The organism is Thermococcus sp. JCM 11816 (assembly GCF_055396515.1).
The window spans coordinates 1,661,354-1,680,319 of record NZ_AP043741.1 but is presented as its reverse complement, the minus strand read 5'-3'; the positions used below and the strand labels follow the sequence as shown (position 1 = coordinate 1,680,319).

The window sequence follows — 18,966 nt, the reverse complement described above, 5'->3', positions numbered from 1 at the left end:
GGGTCGGTTTGTACTTCTCGAAGAGTTCTATTGGGTTGTTAAAGACGTTCATCTGGAACCACCGAACCTGTTTAAAATACTTGCATTATAAATGTTTTGTTTTCGACTATATTACACAATAATGGGTAAGCCGTGGACATTCATATGGATGTGGATAAACCGCCCATTGAAATATAGAAGCGGGGGTATGCCCTCTCAACGTTAGGGTGGTTGCTAAATTTAAAAAAGCTGTCAAAACTCCTTTTCAGTTTTTTCGACGAGCTTTCTGAGGCCGTTGATTAGCTCGCTCTCGTTTGAGGCCTTGGAGACGACGAGGGGTATCCTTTCACGTTCAGCAAGCTTGACCGCTAGCTCGTCTAACCTCTTGACGCCGTGCAGCACTATCACAGCTGGCTTAAGCCCCTGAACGCGGACTGCTATCATGGGGCTTCTGCCCGTGGTCACCTTTGTAAACACCAGTGCCCTCTCAGTAGTCCATCCGTAGAGCTTAAGAAATTCCTCGCTGCTCATCTCAAGGATCGCCCGTATGCTGTCAACCACCGTGTAACCGTAAATCTTTCTGTCGAGAAAGTCATGGTTTGCCGCAACCTCGCCCTTGACGGCCTCAACAACGGCTCTTATCGGAACTGGAACCGCAAACTCGCGAATATCGAGAATAGCATCCGTCGGAAGTTCGCCCTCGATGGTCTTGCTGAAGGCTCTTATGACGTTCCCGCCCCTTTTCTCATCAATTTCAATGAGGGCCTCAACGAACTTTCTTATCGTTGAAGCACCGGGACTTTTTCTCCTCCCACCCTCATAATCGCTGATGACGGAGGATGAGACTCCAAGGTAATCCGCAAGCTCGGTCTGACTTATCCCAAATATCTCGCGCCACTTTCTCATAGTCTTACCGGGGTCAGAAGAAAGTGTTATCTCTCCCGCGATCCTCTTGGCAAGGGCTTCCTTTTCTTTCTCCAGCATAATCGTTGCTAACTCTAAAATATTATAAGTCTTTCGGCAATTGCAGAAAGGAGTTAGTGCCCAGTTGATACAACAAGAGGGAAAGATAAACCATTTTGGGCAAGACCAACACAGAATTTAATGTTTAGCCTGCAACTAATCTCAAATCTGGGCTTACCTTTAAGAAACTTTGCAAGCAAGCTTTTGGAAAAAGCTTGACCAAAGAAACTTTGCTGGGCAAAGTTTCATCAAAGTTTGTGATGCTTGACTAAAGGGCTGTTTTGATAGGATTTTTCTTTTAGACGTTGTCATGGATTGTGAATTCCCTTTTTATCCTCTTGTTCTGTGTGAGTTTGCTTTTTAATCGACGCCTCAAGGGCGTCAAAGTGAGAGAAACTCCTTTTAGAAGGCTGAAACTTAGAGAAATTCACTGATGTTTGGCTTGAGTATTTTGAAAATCCTTGTAGTGGAGCAATTCTAAGAAGAACCACGAGCCTTGATCAAACTCAACGGGGCTATCGTCCCGTGCGTTGAAGCGGAGCTTCAACGTCGCGCAGGAAGCTTTTAGACAAAAGCTTGACCAAAAGTGCGCCCTTCTTCTCGAACTTGCTCTTCGATGAGTATATGCTTGCTTAGAAAGCAAGTTCGCTTGGGTTTACTCCCAAAATCTCTCGTTAATTGTAATTTCGAACTTTCTTTTTAGCGCTCAAAGAGCGCTATACTGTGAGGAAATCCTGTAAATCTAGCAACTCGGTAAGTAAACCCACTCAAAAGCCAGCTCATTAAAAACGCATACTACTCTTCCGCCATCCTTCAAGGACGCTTGAACGACAGTGAAAGCGGCGCTGAAGCTTTTAGAAAAAGCTTCACCAAAAAGTTTGAATGTCCTCGAGAATTGGCTTGATTCGGATTCTATTCTCTTAGTAGGTGGCCAAATAAATGCGGGTTTTCTTCTTTTTAACGCTCTTCGAGCGTTATATCGTGAGTAAACCCCTTGAAAACCGCTGATTGATGACTGAGAATCACTGGAAAACAGGAAGCTCAAAAGGACATTCTACTTTTGATGAAACTTTGCCCAGCAAAGTTTCTGTGGTGGGCCCGCGGGGCTTCGAACCCCGGACCTCCCGCTTATCAGGCGGGCGCTCTGACCAGGCTGAGCCACGGGCCCGCGAGAAAGGTTTTGGTGCCCCGGCCGGGATTTGAACCCGGGTCGCGGGATCGAGAGTCCCGCATGATTGACCGGGCTACACCACCGGGGCGCGTCCGAGATTAGAGCAGAGGGAGGGTTTATAAACTTTTCGGCTCTCTGTGCCCCAAGTTGCCGCCGTACTTGATGCACTCTTATGTTCTTTAACTTGGTGTTCCGATTTGAATATTTTAATTTAACTTTACTTTATGCCATTTTGTATTTGTTCGCCTCAGATTCCCAATATTGGCAATAACTGTTACTAAATGTCATGTATTTTAAAACAAATAAGTCAGTTCCCGCCGTTGAAAATTATTAACAACGCTATCTCACATAACTTATGTTAAGGAGTATGCAAAATTTTGGATGTTCTCTTTTGAATTTTGATTAATACACAATGTTGCGCAAGACTTATAATTGAAGACCCAATACATCCCTGGATGCCCATATGGGGGCATCCGAGAATATGGAGGTGTCACAATGAAGAAGTTTGGAGCGGTAGTGCTAGCCCTGTTCCTTGTTGGTCTTATGGCTGGCAGTGTCCTTGCAGCCCCCCAGAAGCCGGTAGTTCGCAATGTTTCCCAGCAGAAGAACTATGGTCTTCTCACCCCTGGACTCTTCAAGAAAGTCCAGAGAATGAGCTGGGATCAGGAAGTTAGCACGATAATAATGTTCGACAATCAGGCCGACAAGGAGAAGGCCGTTGAAATACTGGACTTCCTTGGAGCCAAGATCAAATACAACTACCACATTATCCCCGCCCTCGCAGTCAAGATAAAGGTTAAGGATCTTCTTATAATCGCCGGCCTTATGGACACCGGCTACTTTGGAAACGCACAGCTCTCAGGTGTCCAGTTCATCCAGGAGGACTACGTGGTCAAGGTCGCCGTTGAGACCGAGGGTCTCGACGAGTCCGCTGCCCAGGTTATGGCCACCAACATGTGGAACCTCGGCTACGACGGTTCCGGAATAACCATTGGTATCATCGACACCGGTATTGACGCCTCCCACCCCGATCTCCAGGGCAAGGTTATCGGATGGGTTGACTTCGTCAACGGAAAGACAACTCCCTACGACGACAACGGCCACGGAACCCACGTCGCTTCGATAGCCGCCGGAACCGGTGCGGCAAGCAACGGCAAGTACAAGGGTATGGCCCCAGGCGCCAAGCTCGTTGGCATTAAGGTTCTCAACGGTCAGGGAAGCGGAAGCATCTCAGACATCATCAACGGTGTTGACTGGGCTGTCCAGAACAAGGACAAGTACGGAATAAAGGTCATTAACCTCTCCCTTGGCTCAAGCCAGAGCTCCGACGGTACCGACTCCCTCAGCCAGGCCGTCAACAACGCCTGGGACGCTGGACTTGTCGTCGTTGTGGCTGCTGGAAACAGTGGGCCGAACAAGTACACAGTGGGCTCACCGGCAGCGGCCAGCAAGGTCATCACCGTCGGTGCGGTTGACAAGTACGACGTTATAACAGACTTCTCAAGCCGCGGCCCAACAGCCGACAACAGGCTCAAGCCCGAGGTCGTCGCTCCCGGCAACTGGATCATCGCTGCCCGCGCCAGCGGAACCAGCATGGGACAGCCGATAAACGATTACTACACCGCCGCTCCAGGAACCTCGATGGCCACTCCACACGTCGCTGGTATAGCCGCCCTTCTCCTCCAGGCCCACCCGAGCTGGACTCCCGACAAGGTCAAGACGGCCCTCATCGAGACCGCCGACATAGTAAAGCCCGACGAGATAGCCGACATCGCCTACGGTGCAGGTAGGGTCAACGCCTATAAGGCTGCCTACTACGACAACTATGCAAAGCTCACCTTCACTGGATACGTCTCAAACAAGGGAAGCCAGAGCCACCAGTTCACGATAAGCGGTGCTGGATTCGTCACGGCAACCCTCTACTGGGACAACAGCGGAAGCGACCTCGACCTCTACCTCTACGACCCGAACGGCAACCAGGTTGACTACTCCTACACCGCCTACTACGGCTTCGAAAAGGTCGGCTACTACAACCCGACAGCAGGAACCTGGACGATAAAGGTCGTCAGCTACAGCGGTTCGGCAAACTACCAGGTTGACGTCGTCAGCGACGGGAGCCTCGGCCAGCCCAGCGGTGGCGGAAGCGAGCCGAGCCCGAGCCCCTCACCAGAGCCGACCGTTGACGAGAAGACCTTCACTGGAACAGTCCACGACTACTATGATAAGAGCGACACATTCACCATGACCGTCAACAGCGGCGCCACCAAGATCACCGGCGACCTCACCTTCGACACCAGCTACCATGACCTTGACCTCTACCTCTACGACCCGAACCAGAACCTCGTTGACCGCTCCGAGAGCTCCAACAGCTACGAGCACGTCGAGTACAACAACCCAGCTCCAGGAACCTGGTACTTCCTCGTCTACGCCTACGATACCTACGGCTACGCTAGCTACCAGCTCGACGCCAAGGTTTACTACGGGTGAAGTCTTTTAACCCTCTCTTCTTTTCTTCCTTGAGGTGGTTGGAATGAGAAGGGTTCTTGCTACTGTACTAATTGTGGGCTTTATGCTCTCGCTTATCTCCTCACCTATCGTTGTTTCGGCTGAAATCAGGCCGTACGTTTACGAGCCTACCGTTCCGGACACGGCCTTTGCTGTTCTCGCTCTCTATAAGACAGGAGATTACGACAGAGTTCTGGAAGGCTGTGAGTGGCTCATGGCCATTAGGACGCCCTTTGACTCCTGGGGCTACGCTTACAGCGAGGAGCACGAGGCCAAATACACAGCTATGGCAATAATGGCGCTCATCAGAGGGGAGAGCATAGCCAACGGCCGCTATAGAGATGTTATCAACAGCGCCTCCTATTGGCTCATATACAAGCAGAAGGCCGACGGCTCCTGGAACGACTACCTTGATGCCGCTATGGCTGCCATAGCCCTGAAGGAGCTTCTGGGAAGCAAATACGTTGAAGAGAACATGACGGGACTTGAAGATCAGCTCAGGGAAGGTTTGAACAGAGCACTTGGCTGGCTTCAGGTTAATGAACCAGAAAACGACGTGGAGAGAATATTCCGTGACATTGCGCTGGAGGATAAAGATGACCTTGAGAAGCTTAATGTTGAGGGTGAGCTGAAGGCCTACAAAGCCTTTGCACTCGCTTACCTTGGAGAAAAGGTCTCACTGGAAGGGAACTTCTCATCGCCGATGGCCGTTGCGATGGCGCTTTACGCGACAGGGAGTGAAAAATACAGGGAAGAGCTCCTCGATATGGAACACTTCGGCTTCTGGGGAAGGCTCCACTACCGCGTCCTCGACCTGCTCGACGTCTCTCAGATCAGCGGCTTTGAAGAACTTAGGGAAATCGCCTGCCCGTATCTAGACAAAATTCCCGCCACTGAAGAGTGGCAGAAAGCGGTTTATGCCCACTACTTTGTCCTCTGCTCAAAAGAGCCGGAGCTTCCTGAGAACTACAGCTCTCTCCTTCCCTGGCAGGTGGCGGAAGTTGCGAGGATAAAGGCCCTCCTCGGAAAGCCCTACGACGATGCAGTTGAGTACCTTCTCTCCAGCCCGAATAACGGAACCTGGAAGGACTTTTACAACACCGCCTACGTCGTCTGGGTTCTCAAGAGCCTAAACGTTTCCTACGACTACGAAAAGTCTCTTCACTACCTTTCGGCTAATCTCACGTGGATGCTGAACGAAAAGAACTCAAAGACAGGAAATCCTGTTTACTACTCGATACCGACTTACTACTTCTCGCAGGCAGCCATAGTTTTCAGCCAGTTTGGAATGAAAGATGAGCTGGACAAGACTCTCGAAGTCCTGAAGGAAAGACAGTATCCCAACGGAGCTTTCGCTTACACCCACCAGTCTGTAACGGGAATAACGACAACATCCAGAGTTGTCTGGAACCTTGAGGTGGCGGGATTGACTGACATCGAGATTTACAGAAAGGGCGTTGATTTTCTTAGAAAGGTACTCTACGCGGAGATTCCGGAGGTAAAGATGGAGATGGCCAATACCACTTTCCTTATGGTGGATGGCGGGAAATATGTCGGCAACACCACGGGAAGAGTGAATCCAACTGGACTTGACGGGTACGTTGCGATTTACCCCCCAAAGAACCCCCTGATGATAAAGGCAGTTGCTGTGGAGGGCTTCAGGGCAGAGAGCCCGTGGAAGAACCGCGGACTTCAGCATGCTCTAGTAATCGTCGCGGTCGGGGTGCTTCTCGTTGCTATGTACGGCGTAGTCTGGTTTGAGAACAGGAAGAAGAGATGAAATTCTTTCTCTTTTTTAAATTTAAAATAAATCAGAAAGGCTCAGGTAGTCGAGCTCTCCTCGTCGTCGTAGAGCTCCTGACCGACGGTTATCTCGTCCTCGAAGCCCTTCGAGCCCTCAAGGGTCTGGATCCTGAACATGTAGCTCTTGTACCAGTTGTAGCTCGGCTTTACCTTTATCGGAAGGAGCCTCCAAGCCCTCGTCTCCTCGACGTAGCCCCAGTTGACGTACTCATTGAAGTTCCTGATGATGTCGGTAATGACGACGCCGAACTCGTTGAGGAGAACCCTCTGTATCTCCCTCCACTTGTCGAGGGAGCTCTCTCTTCTAGTTATTCCAAAGTAGCCGGCGCAACCTGGCCCCTTGAGGGTCGCTATGCCTCTTCCCACGAAAGCCCTGATGGCTTCAACCGTCTCGGGCGGGTCCGTGATAAAGGTGTCGAACTTGTGGAGCGCGTAGTCGGGGAGCGGCTTCCTGAGGTCGAAGGTGAATATCTCGATGTTCTCGTAGCCTATCTCGTCGGCGGCCTTCTCGATGAACTTCGTGAGCCTCTCGTCTATGTCGAGGACGGCTATCCTCTTCGGGAGACCGCTGAGCATCAAAGCGACGCTCGTGAGGTCATCGTCCCCGAGGACAAAGACCTCCTTGTTCTCAAGGTCGCCCCTGCTGTGCATAAGGGCAACTCTGGCGACGGTGGTCTCTGGAGTGACGTAGGCCTGGTCGAACTGGTGGGCCGGCTCGGGCCTGTCCCTGGTTATCTCCTTGAACTGCTCGAGAAGCTCGGAGAAGGCGTCTATCTCAACCGTCCTTCCCTGGCAGTGGGAGCAGGTGTAGTCAGCCCTGGGGCCGATTCCATACTTCTCCACCAGCTCCTTGCCCTTCCTCGTGAGGATCACCTGGTTGTTCTCAAAGGCCACGTAGCCGAGCTCGTAGAGGGCAGTAACGACAGCAACGACGAGCGGAAGCGGCTCCTCGCTGAGGTCAACGATCCTCCAGACGTCACCGCTGGCCTGAATGGCGCTCAGAACATTCTCTATCGTCCTCTCGTAAACGGGAATGGTCGTCTTCTCCTTGACCCTCTCAATTATCTCCCTCATATCTCACACCTCCAGAAGGATTCTTGGTTCGTAAAAGAACCTTGTGGAGGCCCCTTTTAAGGGTTTTCCCGCCGGCAGATTTTAAAGCTCATTCCTGAATTTAACCCCATGCTGAAGCCGGTTGGAGAGGACTTCGTGAAAAGGTACCGCCTAGAGTACAACCTTGAGGCGCTTAAAAGGGTTAGAAGAGACATCGGAGAGATTGCCCATACTCGTTTGAGAGCCCTGATAGAGTACCGCTTGAGCGGGAAGGACTTCGACCGCTCTCCGACGGGAGCAAAAGTGGCCGTAGCGTTCTCAGGAGGATCTGACAGCACTGCCACGCTGAAGGTGCTTCGCTGGGCCGGTTTTGATGCGATCCCCATAACGGTTAAACTCCCCCAGATGGGAGAAAAGACCCTCGAAAAAGCCCGGAACTATGGGGCTGTTTTCATCGAAATTCCGGAATATTTGGATATCATACGGCCCCAGATTGAAAAAGGTGCCCCGATCTGCGGCAGATGTCACGCTCTTGTAATGAGTGCAGTTGAGGGATATGCCAGAAAATCCGGAATAAAAATCGTTGCCTCCGGGGACATGCTCAGTTCCGGCTTGATCTCTATCTACCAAAAAGAGGACCTTGTAATTCTCAACCTTCCAGCGTTTCTGGCGCTGGACAAGGCTGAAATTATCGAGATAATTGGTGGGGACTACGATCTCAAATTCGGCTGTCCCCTTCTCTGGGAGCTGTTTAGAAAAGCTCCTTCAACCAAGAGGCTTTCCATCCAGAGGGTTCTGAGGGAGACGAGGGCAAGGGCTTTGAGGCCCGGGATGGCCAGGGAACTGATACTCGACATCCTCTCCCGCTGAGTACACATTCCTGTCCCAAAAGGTTTAAATGTGTATTCTCTGAGGCTCTTCAGGTGGTGTTGATGGTCACGAAAGAAGAAGTTGAGAAGGTCGTTAAGTCCATAGTTGATGAGAAGTTCATCCGCTCAATCGATGTCGATGAGAAGGGGAACGTTACAGTCACACTGGCGAAGGACACTCCCGACATTGACAACGTCCTGATAAAGCTCCACTCCGAAATTGGAAAGCTGGAGGGAGTCGGATTAATCACAGTAAACCGCGAGAGGGAAGTTAAGGAAGCCGACGAGAACGTTCAGCTTACCGAGGAAATGATCCTTGAGAAGCTTAAGGAAGTAATCGACCCCGAAATTGGGCTTGATGTCGTCAACCTTGGGCTAATCTATGACCTTAAGGTCAACCCTGACAACACGGTTTACGTCAAAATGACGATGACGACTCCGGGCTGTCCACTTACAATGTGGCTCCTTCGCGCCGTTGAGGACAAGATACTGGAGATTCCTGGGGTTAAGGACGCTGAAATCGAGCTCACCTTCGATCCGCCCTGGACACCCGACAGGATAAGCCCCGAGTACAAGAAGAAGCTGGGTCTCTTTTGACCCATCTGGTCTTTTTTTGTTCACTGAGAGACTTTTTTAGGGCCGTTTATTCTGTTTTACACCCATTTGAGAGTCTCCGCGGTTCTCTCCGCCTACGAAAACTTTATATCCCCTCCAGTTCATTTAACCACGGTGATGTCCCATGGCTTGGAAGGTAAGTGTTGATGTCGACACCTGCATTGGAGATGCCATCTGTGCTAGCCTCTGCCCGGACGTCTTCGAGATGGGCGACGACGGCAAGGCCCACCCGGTAGTTGAGACCACCGACCTTGACTGCGCCCAGGAGGCCGCCGAGGCCTGCCCGGTCGGCGCTATAACCCTCGAAGAGGCCTGAACTGGTTTCTTCTGTTCTTCTTTCCTTGTTGTTATAAGGGTCATTGATTAAGTGCTTCGTAGGGATGGACTTCTTAGAAATCTTGAATCAAAAGAATCTCTGATATAAGTTAAGAATCAAGAAGAAAAGAGAGCTCACTTCTTCCACTCGGTATAACCACATCTTCCACAGGACCAGCGGTCCTTGTGGTTGGCCATAAAGACTCCCGGCCCGCAGCGCGGGCAGAACTTGTTCTTCCTAACGACCTTACCACCCTTGACTTCGTAGAGCTTCCACTTCTGGCTGGTTCTCTTCTTGCCCTTAGCCATCTACACCACCTCACTCCTCCTGCTTCTGGACAAGGCCGTCCCTAACGAGGATGTACTCGGGCTCGATGTAGAGCATCCTCTCCCTCGCCTCGTAGGCCTTGGCGTAGCCCTTGCTGACGTTGCTTCCGAAGTAGCTCCTGATGTACTGAATAACGGTAGTGTTCGGGTCGAGGTCGAGCATCGCGACGAGCTTACCCTTCACCGCTTCCCTGCTCGGGGTAGGCTCGCCCTCATGAAGGACGTCGAAGTATATCTCCTTCCTTCCCAGGAGCTTGTTCTCCCTTATCTCGGTAACCTTAATCTCCATCACGAACCACCTCCATACTCGCGAGTATCTTGGCACACCTGCGCTTGCATTCGGGTGTTACCTTTATAAGCACTACCCCTTCATCGGGCTGGCCGTACAGGACGAGCGTTCCGAGTGGGGCGTACAGGACGGCCGGGATCGCCGCCAGGTCCTCCTCCCCGCTGACTAGGATGTGGACGTTTCTCCCCCTTTCAGCCAGCCCGAAGGCCTTCCTGACGGTGTCTAATAAAGCTTTCGTTATAGTTCCAGGGGGGTTTGTTACGGTCAGAAAAACGGCGGTGTCCTCAATCTCGGGGGAGTATTCTTTTCTCTTTGTCTTGAGATCGTAAAGGGCAATTATTGGCTTGACGCCGATCTTGAGGACGTTCTCCGTGACGACATCCCCAACAGTGACAACGGGGTGTTTCTCGAGCTCACCCCTAACCTTAAGGTAGGGTTCAGGAATCGGCCCCCTAACCAGTTCACCTAGGGGCCTCTTCAGCTCGTCCCTCAGTTCTCTAGTAAGCCTGAAGAACATTTTCACCTTACCCTGATGGCGTACTTGCCGGGAACCTTGGCGGCCTCTGGTATGCTCTCCCTGAGCTTCTTCGCTATCCTTGACTCGACATCTAGGACTATCACTAGGTCGAACCAGTCATCGCTGAGGTCCCTGCTGCCGCAGACGGGACAGCGGTCTTCAGTCGTTATGTAGTGGCAGTGCCTGCAGGCCCTCTCCTTGGCCATATTCACTCCCCCTTGGATTCTTCCTTAGCTTTTTTCTTCTCCTTCTCAATCCACTCGAACTTTCCAAGGCCGGGCTGGCGCATCGTCATGTTTATCTTGTTCTCCCTGATTACCCTGCTCTTGACGCTCACGCCGATTATCCTGGCCCTCACGTAGTCACCGAGCTTGAGAACCCTGTTGGTTTCTTTGCCAATGAACTGCCTGTTCTTCTCGTCGAAGACTACGTAGTCGTCCATGAGCTGGCTGATGTGGACGAGGCCGTCCATCGGGCCGATTCTTATGAAAGCACCGTAGGGCATCATCTCAACGACTTCGCCCTCGACGACCTCCTGGTTCCTCGGCTCCCAGACGAGAACGTTGAATATTACCTCGTGGTAGGTTGCTCCGTCTCCCGGAACGATGACCCCCTCGCTGATTTCCTCAACGTCGAGGATCGCCAGTACAACGCCCTCGTCCCTGTCGTATATGCCCTCGTAGGTCTCCCTGAGAACGAGCTTTGCAGCTTCCTTTGGGTCCATCGTGAACATCCTGGGTGGAATCCTCACGACGTCCTTAACTTTCAGGAGCTTGTACATGACTCAACCTCCTTCAGAAGGGAAAAGGAGAAGGAATCACTCCTTCCTACCAAACTTCTCCTTGTAAAGTTCGATGGCCCTGAGTATCTCCTTCTTGGCCTCCTCGGCGTTGCCCCAGCCCTCAACCTTGGTTACCTTGCCCTGGAGCTCCTTGTACCTCTGGAAGAAGTGGGCTATCTCGTCGAGGAAGGCCTTTGGAACGTCATCTATGTCCTTCCAGTCCTTGAAGTACGGGTCCTCAACGGGAACGGCCAGAACCTTCCAGTCCTTGTCGCCGCTGTCCTCCATCTTCATTATGCCTATCGGCCTCGCCTCGACGATGGTGAGCGGATATACCGGCTCGCGCATGATGACCATGATGTCGAAGGGGTCGCCGTCGTCGTACCAGGTCTGCGGGATGATACCGTAGTCAACCGGGTAGAAGAACGGGCTGTAGAGGACCCTGTCGAGCTTCAGAAGGCCTGTCTTCTTGTCAAGCTCGTACTTGTTCCTGCTCCCCTTCGGGATCTCTATAAGGGCGTAAACGACCTCTGGAACCTCCGGTCCGGGCTCAAGCTCGTGGAACGGGTTCATACCTAACCACCTCTAACCTTTTCTTAGAACTCCTAGCTTTGCTTTCCGGTTCTGCTTTTAAAGTTGTTGGTATTCGTAGACTGTGTCGCCGTCCGCTATCGAATAGACGTCGCCCTCATTACTGCCGTCGTGGACTATCGGCCTGTCCACAAGCTCAAAGACCCTCTTAAGGTCTTCGGGAGTTTTGAGTTCGACTTTTCGTGTTCCTTCAGGGGATTTGCCTTCAACTACATACTTCCTCAGTGAAGCAAGTTCGTCTTTGGGCTTCTTCTCTCTCTTTGAGTAGACAAAACCGAGCGGTGGAACCGCGAAGAGCAGGGCCATGGCGGGAAACACCTTTCTCGCAGTGGAGTCCTTAACGCTCGTCCCAACGAAGCCAACGCTGTTTTCAGTTATGCTTACATTCCTCTCAACTTTCTGGTAGTCCTTGGTCGCTCCGTCAAGGCTCAGCATTCCTGAAGTGTCTTTTTTCAGCTGGATCTTCTGTGTGAAGGGCTCACGTCCATCTACGCTGGCGGTAACGGTCAGATAAACTTCGTTCTCGGCCCTGTACAGGTCAGTGCCTTCCCGTATCTTTTTGAGCTCTTCTCCAAGCGATGTCATGTTAAACTCCACTGGAACCGAGAATGAACCGTCAAAGTTCCCCGATGCTATCTCAGTCGTCCTGTTGAGCAGGTAAACTGGCTTCCTGTTCACCGAGACGTAGTAGTTCGAGTGCATCTCTATTTTATAACTGCCTGAAGCCCCAGGTGATGTTGAGTACCTGTATTCTCCCATTATGACATCGGTTATCCCCGATGGATAATAGTTCAGCGAGGTGCCGTTCTGGTAAACGGTCTCGTTCGAGAAGAGGGCGTAGTGCCTCAGTGAACCACCTTCAGAATAGGCGGTAGTGTAACTAACATCCCTGGTTGAGACCGGCGTGGCGTAAGCTATAACCGAGTAAACACCAAAAAGAACCGCCAGTGAGAGTGAAATTCCAAGGCCCGCAATCAGGGCCTTCTTTTTATTTACCTTCATCTAAACCAACTCCAAATCTTCAATCGTCGTCTGAACAGGCGACGCTAACCTCTATTCCGTTGCTCCTTCCCGGGTAGCCGTCTATAGTTGCCCCGTCGTTGAGTGAGTAAGTGCCGCATGAGGTGAACTCCTGCTGGTTGCCGTTGTTAACCCTTGTGAATATCGTCACATTGATGTGCTCGCTTCCACCGGCAGGCACTAAGACTTCCCACTTCATCTTGGTTGCCGGATGAGAGTTCCCGTTCTGTGAATTTCCGTTCCCATTGCCGTTTCCCTGGTTAGCGGCCCAGAAGCTGTACGTTCCCGAGCTTGCCGAGACTCCCGAGATGCTGACGTTGAACTCAGCTGGTATTGTGTCCCTGACCATTAGGTTCAGGTCGTTGTCAGTTGGGTTAGAGACTTCTATCTGGAACGTCCACACCTGGTAAGTCTTCAAAGGTATGTCGCTCGTGTTTCCCGAGAGCAGAGTCTTCGTTATTCTCGGATCGTCGAGAACGGTAATCTTTACAGGGCAACTCTCAATCACCGCGCCCCCTCCGTCCCAGGTGGCGTAGATCGTAACCGAGACGTAGTACTCCCCCGGCGTGGCCGAGCTGGCCGTAACGTGTCCTCCGAATGTATGAGAGTCCCCGGGTGCTATATCAACCGGTGTTCCAGTACCGCTCTCAACGTCCAGATACACTCCAGCCGGAACGTATGAATAAGCCGGCTCCAGAGTAATGCTCACGTATTCGTTTGTTATGAGCTGGTTCTCCAGCGTCATTACGTCGAAGTCATTTCCTTCCCCATTCAGAACTGTAACTGACGCAATCTCGCCGTCCGAACAGTTAAAACCCACGTATTCGTCCTCGTGGGAAACGACCATTACGCTCGCCGCTCTGGACGATGAATACTCCCTGAAATTCCCGCTGGAGCCCACGATGAGGAAAGCCCCCATCAGGAAAACAAGAACTATAATTGCTTTCATAACCTACCATCCCCTGTTAGTTTGGATAAAATCTTCCCCTTTCTTATTGAGACCATCTCCCCCGAAATCCCGGAGATCCAGTAAAATGCAAGCATCAGTACCGAGAGTGGGATCAGGTACAGCACCAGCGGGAAGTACGGGCTGATTGAGTACGCCCAGTTTATCAGGCTGTAAGGCAACAGAGCCGGGTATGACCACACAGATATTTCTTCCCTGTAAATCCGGGTGTCCACCGGAACGGTCACGGTGAGGCTGAGGTTCTGGGCCTCTCCGCCCCCGAGACGGAAGCCGGTTGTTTTCAGCTCGACCCTACCACTGTCATCCTTGAAGAAGTAGTAGAACGGATAAACCGCGTGGTTCTCAACGCTTAGGTTCTTCTCAAACGTGCTCCCGGGCAAATACCATCCCTCTCTCTGTCCTCCGGCCAGGGTTGAGGAATACGTAAACGCCAGCGTCCCCCAGGATGCAATGATGACCGCCAGAAAACCCGAGATTATGAGGACTGAGACGATCCCGTAGAGCGTTTTTCCCTGGATTCTGATGAACCTCCGGCGTTTTGACCTTCTTCTGCTTCTCTCCTTTGAGCTTCCAGAGAACGTGAGCAGGCCGCCGAGGATCACTATTATAACTATGGCATAGACGTTTGTCAGCCTTTTCCTGAGGTTCACTATGAAATCCCCACCGCCCCTGATCACCAGTGGATGGTTTGAAATCTGGACTACTTTTCCAGCAATATCAACATGCTCAACCTCGGGATACGCCCCATCCTGCTGGTCTGTAGCAACGTTGTGGTCCCCTTTGGTTATGTACTTTCCATCAACAATCGCATAAACCCTATGGACTGTCCAGCCATCTCTTCTGTGGAAGACTATAATATCCCCAACCTCAGCATTCCTTGAAAGGGGGTTTATGAAGAAGAGGTCGCCCTTGTTGATCGTGGGCGTCATGCTCTCAGAATAGGCATAAGATACTAGAATCGGCCTGTCAAGGATGAACCCCACCACTGAGGCTACGAGTATCATAAAAATTACGGCTGTAATAATGCCTTCGAGCAGTTTTTTCATCCTTAACATCTCTTCAAGATTAACAAAGTGAGGCAAAGGCCTCAAAAGGAAATCACGGGCTTCCGCATTCGCCTGCAGCGGCCTCAAAGCTGAGCTGGAACTGATCCATGCCGAGGCTTGCGTTGGTGTTGTCAAAGATCATACCAACTGGCACGGGGTCTCCGTAGTTGACCGTGAACTCGAGGTTGTTTGACGGCCCTGCTATCGGACTGTCGTAGTCTCCTGCAAAGAGCAGGACGTTGTCGTGGTTGCTCTTTATGGTAACACAGATCGGATAGTTTGTCTGGTTGTTCTCCCAAAGGTCGTTGCTTACCTCGAACATTTCCTCAAAGACGTAGGTGGTGTTCGGGCTCATGCCTGTTCCTCCCCAGTCGGGGTGGTTCGGGTTGTATTCGCTTATGTCGACGTAGAGCTTTCCAGCGTCGTAGGTCACGTAGGGCTGGAGTGCGGTCAGGTCAATAAGTTCGTTGTCGTCGGAGACGACATCGAAGCTCGCAGTCCTGTCGGCGGAGTAGTACCTAAAGTTAGCACCCGCGCCGACGGCCAGGAGCATTCCAACCATTAACAATGCCAATCCAAATAGTTTATTCATCTTTCATTCCTCCTTCACGGCTGACCGCAGTTTCCAGCTATCTCAGCGGGCTCTGTGCCGAGCCTGTAGGCTTCAATGTGTACCGCTGCGTTGTTGGTTGTACCTGGTGCGTCGTTCGCGACGGTAAAGTCCATACCGACCTTAACCGCGTCTCCGTTGTTCACAACAAAGCAGACGTCGTTCCTCGCCATGTCGCTGGCGTAAACTGTCTGGCCGGTTGTGCTGTCGTGGACGTCAAACTCATGTCCGTAGAACTGGATCATGGTGTTGTCGCTGGTTATCCTTACGACTATCGGCATTCCCTCTTCCCATAGGTCGTTGCTGACTTCAAACACTTCATCGAAGTTGTACTCTGAGTTCGGGCTCAGGCCCATTCCATATCCTGGGTAGTTCGGGTTGTTCGGGCTTATGTCCACAACTAGGACGCCGCCATCGTTAATGTACGCGTAGGGCTGAATTGGAGTCAGATCGATGAGCTCGTTGTCATCGGTCACGATGTTCCAATGAACGCTCCTGTCCGCGTTGTAGTCCCTGAAGTTAGCTCCAGCCCCCAAAACGAGGCCAAAGGCCACCAACAGGCCAAAAATTCCCAAAGCAAGATTCTTTTTCATTTTTTCGCCTCCTATACGGAGGCACTGTGGTACGGAAGCAGGTCCCAAAATACCAGAGGTGTTTCGACACCACATCGGTGGGCAACACAGTGCCCTTGTGGGCGACCGTTACGGCCGCTCCACAATCACATAGTTTCTTCAGATATATATGAAGTTGGGGATTACCACCTAGTAATCAGTCATTACCTACACATTATCCTCTGATTTTTCAGGGTTTTTTCGCTCCCTTGGTCTGGCTATGAGGTACGTCCTCTTGTGGTGTATGGCAGATACTACCAGATAGGTCACTGCAGCAAAGAGGAGGAGGACGTTGCCGAGCCATAGGGCCATGAGGGCAAAGATAACTGAGAGGCCAGCATAGAACACGCTCCAGCTTATGTCGTTCTTCTGGACAACTTCCATGTAGAGGGTGACGTTGTCAGGAACCTTGAGGAGGGTTATCCTCCCTCTGCTGAAAGTCACAATTCCCTCCCTCTCAAGTTTTGGCAGGTGCGTCTGCATGAGGCTGACGTAGACGCTCTTCCTGTGTTTTCTGTCGGTGTTGCCCTCCCTCTCGGCGATGTACTCCACAACATCCCTGAGCTCAGCGCTCCCGTTTTTCCTCTGGAGGAACTCTATGAGGAGCATCCGCCTCTTGTTGCCGAGTATCATCCTGGAAGGAGCTTTATTGCTAGCCATAGCTTATCATCTCACCCTGTAGTGCTTTCTCTTGTTGTAGAAACCACTGTTGTAAAATGCCTCCACCACACCCCTCGAGACAAGATCCCTCAAGACCCTCTCAACTCGCTGACGGGTGCATTCAACTCCCATCTCGTTCAAGAACCTAGTGATAAAAGCAACGCTTAAGGGGCCCTTTTTCTTCAACAGGGCAATGATCTCGCCTTCAAGGTTTACATTTCCATTCATTCTCTCACCTTCTTGTAATTACATGATTTAAAAATGAGACATCATTCTCAACAAGTTACTAAAATCCCACTTAACACCTATTAGGCGCACCTCCTTAAAAGGGTTCTTAAAAAGTTCGATTTGCGCGCTTTTTAGTCCTGAAACAGTTTTTTGATGGCAAATTATGGGAAAAGTCCAACAGTTGGGCTGCAAGAATAAACCCCTGCCCATTGGGTTCTGCAGTTAAATATCCCCTGAGCTTCTCCCACTGGGAGCTAAGAGGACATTACTTAAACTAGAAAACAACAAAAACTTCAGGGGATTTCCAACTGCAGGGACATAGTATAGTTATTTTCCAGAAGGGGGATTACAAAGGAGAGTAAAACACGGGGTTCGAAGTTCATCTGGAGCCCAGTTGAATGGTAGCCCCGCGGGGATTCGAACCCCGGTCGCGGGATCCAGAGTCCCGCATGCTTGGCCGCTACACCACGGGGCTGTACCCGTTGATAGCTCCGATGGTGGATTTATAAATTTTACTCCTTCTAAAGGCGGTTAGGTTTTTAAGTTTCTTTTCATTTTCCCAGATGTGGGCCGGTGGCCTAGTCTGGACGGGGCGTCGGCCTTCGGAGCCGAAGGTCCCGGGTTCAAATCCCGGCCGGCCCGCCATAGAAACTTTGCTGGGCAAAGTTTCATCAAAAATCGAATGTCCTTTTGAGTGCCCAGCTTTTCAGTGATTCTCACCATAAATTGGAAATCCTCAAGGGGTTTGCTCGCAGTATAACGCCCGAAAGGCGTTAAAAATAAGAAAACCCCTATTCATCTGCAAATTTGTCATGAGAATCCCAATCCTCAGCCAATATCACGAAGACATTCAAGCTTTTGGTGAAGCTTTTTTCCAAAAGCTTCAGCGCCGCTTTCACTAGCGTTCAAGCGTCCTTAACGGATGGCTGAAGAGTAGTATGCGTTTTTAATGAGCTGGCTTTTGAGAGGGTTTGCTTATCTAGTTGCTAGATTTACAGGATTTCCCCACAGTATAGCGCTCGAAGAGCGCTAAAAAGAAAGCAGTATAAAAATTAAAGATAGAGCCGAATCACCCCTCAAGAAGCTCCCTAACCGTTCTTCTGACGGCCTCGTAGCTGTTCATCTTCGGCTTCCAGCCGGTGGACTTGGCCTTGCCTATGTCGAGGAGCATGAGCTTAACGTCGCCCTTCCAGCCCCTTCCGCCGTCAACTCCCCCGGTAAAGCGGAACTCCGGGCTCAGTCCCATCTCCTCGCTAACTATTTCGGCTATCTCCTTCACGGTTATCCAGTCGTCGTTGCCAAGGTTATAGACGTCGTATGTCTCGCCGCTTTTCTTGAAGTGTTCGAAGATGTGGAGCATTCCCTCAACGGTGTCGCTCACGTGAAGGTAGCTCTTCCTCTGGGTGCCGTCTCCAAGGATTTCGAGCTCTTTCGGGTTCTTCCGCAGTTTGTTGATGAAGTCGTATATGACTCCATGGTTCGACCGCTTGCCGATGATGTTCGCCAGGCGGAAGCTCAAGGCCTTAAAGCCGAATATGTGGGCGTAGCCACTTATTATAGCCTCAGCGGCGAGCTTTGCACCACCGTAGACGCTTATCGGCTTAAGAGGACCATAGCTCTCTGGAGTTGGTATGACCTCGGCATCGCCGTAGACCGTCGAGGAGCTCGTGAAGACGAGGTATTCAACGTCGGAATTCCTCATAGCCTCCAAGAGGTTGTAGGTTATCGTGACGTTGCTTTCGTAGAGCTTCTCCGGGCTCTGGGCGCTTATTCTAACCTCTGGGTTGGCCGCGAGGTGGAAGACAACCTCAACGTCTTCAATGGCCTTTTTTACAATCTCGAGGTCAACCATGTCACCTTTTATGAACTCGAAGCGCTCGTTATCGAGCCAGTGCTTTACGTTGTCCAAGCTCCCGGCGCTCAGGTTGTCCAGAACTCTGACCTCATAGCCTCTCCCCATCAGCCCGTCAACGAGGTGGGAACCGATAAAGCCAGCACCGCCCGTAACTAGGACTTTCATGTGCACCATCACCCATGTAGTTATCG

The 18,966-nt window shown here is 51.3% G+C and carries 21 protein-coding genes and 4 tRNA genes; 6 read left to right on the top strand and 19 right to left on the bottom strand.

The annotated features are described in order from the left end of the window. Window positions 1–231 precede the first annotated feature (231 nt). The 3 genes from ACZ5TN_RS09305 to ACZ5TN_RS09295 form a co-directional block, all read right to left on the bottom strand. Window positions 232–963 (bottom strand): helix-turn-helix domain-containing protein, encoded by a 732-nt coding sequence (locus tag ACZ5TN_RS09305; protein WP_464916586.1) that lies wholly within the window; start codon window positions 961–963, stop codon window positions 232–234. Between the two features lie 1,069 nt (window positions 964–2,032). Next, window positions 2,033–2,110: transfer RNA gene (locus tag ACZ5TN_RS09300), tRNA-Ile, on the bottom strand. 13 nt (window positions 2,111–2,123) lie between these two features. After that, window positions 2,124–2,201 (bottom strand) — tRNA-Glu (locus ACZ5TN_RS09295). 407 nt (window positions 2,202–2,608) lie between these two features. Between ACZ5TN_RS09295 and ACZ5TN_RS09290 the strand changes: the two genes are divergently transcribed. Both ACZ5TN_RS09290 and ACZ5TN_RS09285 read left to right on the top strand, forming a co-directional pair. After that, window positions 2,609–4,600 (top strand): S8 family serine peptidase, encoded by a 1,992-nt coding sequence (locus ACZ5TN_RS09290; RefSeq protein WP_464916585.1) that lies wholly within the window; start codon window positions 2,609–2,611, stop codon window positions 4,598–4,600. 43 nt (window positions 4,601–4,643) lie between these two features. Further along, window positions 4,644–6,398 (top strand): prenyltransferase/squalene oxidase repeat-containing protein, encoded by a 1,755-nt coding sequence (locus tag ACZ5TN_RS09285; RefSeq protein WP_464917602.1) that lies wholly within the window; start codon window positions 4,644–4,646, stop codon window positions 6,396–6,398. A gap of 41 nt (window positions 6,399–6,439) precedes the next feature. Here ACZ5TN_RS09285 and bpsA read toward each other — a convergent pair whose 3' ends face one another. Continuing rightward, window positions 6,440–7,495 carry a N(4)-bis(aminopropyl)spermidine synthase gene (gene bpsA / locus ACZ5TN_RS09280; RefSeq protein WP_011250642.1) on the bottom strand — a complete coding sequence of 352 codons (1,056 nt, stop codon included), beginning with the start codon at window positions 7,493–7,495 and terminating at the stop codon, window positions 6,440–6,442. Window positions 7,496–7,603: 108 nt separating this feature from the next. Here bpsA and ACZ5TN_RS09275 point away from each other — a divergent pair, with 108 nt between their 5' ends. From ACZ5TN_RS09275 to ACZ5TN_RS09265, 3 genes are all read left to right on the top strand, one after another. Then, the gene (locus tag ACZ5TN_RS09275; RefSeq protein ID WP_011250643.1) at window positions 7,604–8,344 is read left to right on the top strand and encodes an ATPase; all 741 of its coding nucleotides are present in this window, start codon (window positions 7,604–7,606) and stop codon (window positions 8,342–8,344) included. Window positions 8,345–8,406: 62 nt separating this feature from the next. Further along, window positions 8,407–8,940, top strand: coding sequence for a metal-sulfur cluster assembly factor (locus ACZ5TN_RS09270; protein WP_464917601.1), 534 nt, complete (start codon window positions 8,407–8,409; stop codon window positions 8,938–8,940). A 142-nt stretch (window positions 8,941–9,082) separates the two neighbouring features. Beyond that, window positions 9,083–9,274: a ferredoxin gene (locus tag ACZ5TN_RS09265; RefSeq protein ID WP_011250645.1), complete on the top strand. Its 192-nt coding sequence runs from the start codon at window positions 9,083–9,085 to the stop codon at window positions 9,272–9,274. A gap of 134 nt (window positions 9,275–9,408) precedes the next feature. Here ACZ5TN_RS09265 and ACZ5TN_RS09260 read toward each other — a convergent pair whose 3' ends face one another. From ACZ5TN_RS09260 to ACZ5TN_RS09195, 14 genes are all read right to left on the bottom strand, one after another. Further along, on the bottom strand, window positions 9,409–9,582 hold the full coding sequence (locus tag ACZ5TN_RS09260; RefSeq protein WP_054840496.1) for a 30S ribosomal protein S27ae: 174 nt from the start codon (window positions 9,580–9,582) through the stop codon (window positions 9,409–9,411). A 10-nt stretch (window positions 9,583–9,592) separates the two neighbouring features. Next, window positions 9,593–9,889 carry a 30S ribosomal protein S24e gene (locus tag ACZ5TN_RS09255; protein WP_464916584.1) on the bottom strand — a complete coding sequence of 99 codons (297 nt, stop codon included), beginning with the start codon at window positions 9,887–9,889 and terminating at the stop codon, window positions 9,593–9,595. Then, window positions 9,879–10,406 carry a GTP-dependent dephospho-CoA kinase gene (locus tag ACZ5TN_RS09250; protein WP_048053746.1) on the bottom strand — a complete coding sequence of 176 codons (528 nt, stop codon included), beginning with the start codon at window positions 10,404–10,406 and terminating at the stop codon, window positions 9,879–9,881. The genes ACZ5TN_RS09255 and ACZ5TN_RS09250 overlap by 11 nt, the downstream gene beginning before the upstream one ends. Before the next feature lie 2 nt (window positions 10,407–10,408). Further along, window positions 10,409–10,612, bottom strand: coding sequence for a transcription elongation factor subunit Spt4 (spt4, locus tag ACZ5TN_RS09245; protein ID WP_011250649.1), 204 nt, complete (start codon window positions 10,610–10,612; stop codon window positions 10,409–10,411). Between the two features lie 2 nt (window positions 10,613–10,614). After that, window positions 10,615–11,187, bottom strand: coding sequence for a DNA-directed RNA polymerase (locus tag ACZ5TN_RS09240; protein WP_464916583.1), 573 nt, complete (start codon window positions 11,185–11,187; stop codon window positions 10,615–10,617). Between the two features lie 36 nt (window positions 11,188–11,223). Then, the gene (locus ACZ5TN_RS09235) at window positions 11,224–11,760 is read right to left on the bottom strand and encodes an inorganic diphosphatase (RefSeq protein ID WP_464916582.1); all 537 of its coding nucleotides are present in this window, start codon (window positions 11,758–11,760) and stop codon (window positions 11,224–11,226) included. 57 nt (window positions 11,761–11,817) lie between these two features. Further along, the gene (locus ACZ5TN_RS09230) at window positions 11,818–12,780 is read right to left on the bottom strand and encodes a DUF5305 family protein (protein WP_464916581.1); all 963 of its coding nucleotides are present in this window, start codon (window positions 12,778–12,780) and stop codon (window positions 11,818–11,820) included. Between the two features lie 19 nt (window positions 12,781–12,799). Continuing rightward, window positions 12,800–13,747 carry a hypothetical protein gene (locus ACZ5TN_RS09225; RefSeq protein ID WP_464916580.1) on the bottom strand — a complete coding sequence of 316 codons (948 nt, stop codon included), beginning with the start codon at window positions 13,745–13,747 and terminating at the stop codon, window positions 12,800–12,802. Then, window positions 13,744–14,811 carry a signal peptidase I gene (locus ACZ5TN_RS09220; protein WP_464916579.1) on the bottom strand — a complete coding sequence of 356 codons (1,068 nt, stop codon included), beginning with the start codon at window positions 14,809–14,811 and terminating at the stop codon, window positions 13,744–13,746. Before ACZ5TN_RS09220 ends, ACZ5TN_RS09225 begins: the two co-directional genes overlap by 4 nt. A gap of 52 nt (window positions 14,812–14,863) precedes the next feature. Then, the gene (locus ACZ5TN_RS09215) at window positions 14,864–15,403 is read right to left on the bottom strand and encodes a DUF1102 domain-containing protein (protein ID WP_464916578.1); all 540 of its coding nucleotides are present in this window, start codon (window positions 15,401–15,403) and stop codon (window positions 14,864–14,866) included. Window positions 15,404–15,417: 14 nt separating this feature from the next. Beyond that, window positions 15,418–16,014, bottom strand: a complete 597-nt coding sequence (locus ACZ5TN_RS09210; protein WP_011250656.1) for a DUF1102 domain-containing protein — start codon at window positions 16,012–16,014, stop codon at window positions 15,418–15,420. A 186-nt stretch (window positions 16,015–16,200) separates the two neighbouring features. Beyond that, on the bottom strand, window positions 16,201–16,692 hold the full coding sequence (locus tag ACZ5TN_RS09205) for a DUF7344 domain-containing protein (protein WP_464916577.1): 492 nt from the start codon (window positions 16,690–16,692) through the stop codon (window positions 16,201–16,203). A gap of 6 nt (window positions 16,693–16,698) precedes the next feature. Further along, window positions 16,699–16,920 (bottom strand): hypothetical protein, encoded by a 222-nt coding sequence (locus ACZ5TN_RS09200; protein WP_011250658.1) that lies wholly within the window; start codon window positions 16,918–16,920, stop codon window positions 16,699–16,701. Between the two features lie 399 nt (window positions 16,921–17,319). Then, a tRNA-Gln gene (locus ACZ5TN_RS09195) sits at window positions 17,320–17,395 on the bottom strand. Window positions 17,396–17,487: 92 nt separating this feature from the next. Between ACZ5TN_RS09195 and ACZ5TN_RS09190 the strand changes: the two genes are divergently transcribed. Then, window positions 17,488–17,565 (top strand) — tRNA-Arg (locus tag ACZ5TN_RS09190). A gap of 424 nt (window positions 17,566–17,989) precedes the next feature. Here the strand turns inward: ACZ5TN_RS09190 and ACZ5TN_RS09185 are convergent. Continuing rightward, window positions 17,990–18,940, bottom strand: a complete 951-nt coding sequence (locus ACZ5TN_RS09185) for an NAD-dependent epimerase/dehydratase family protein (RefSeq protein WP_464917600.1) — start codon at window positions 18,938–18,940, stop codon at window positions 17,990–17,992. Between the last annotated feature and the right edge of the window lie 26 nt (window positions 18,941–18,966).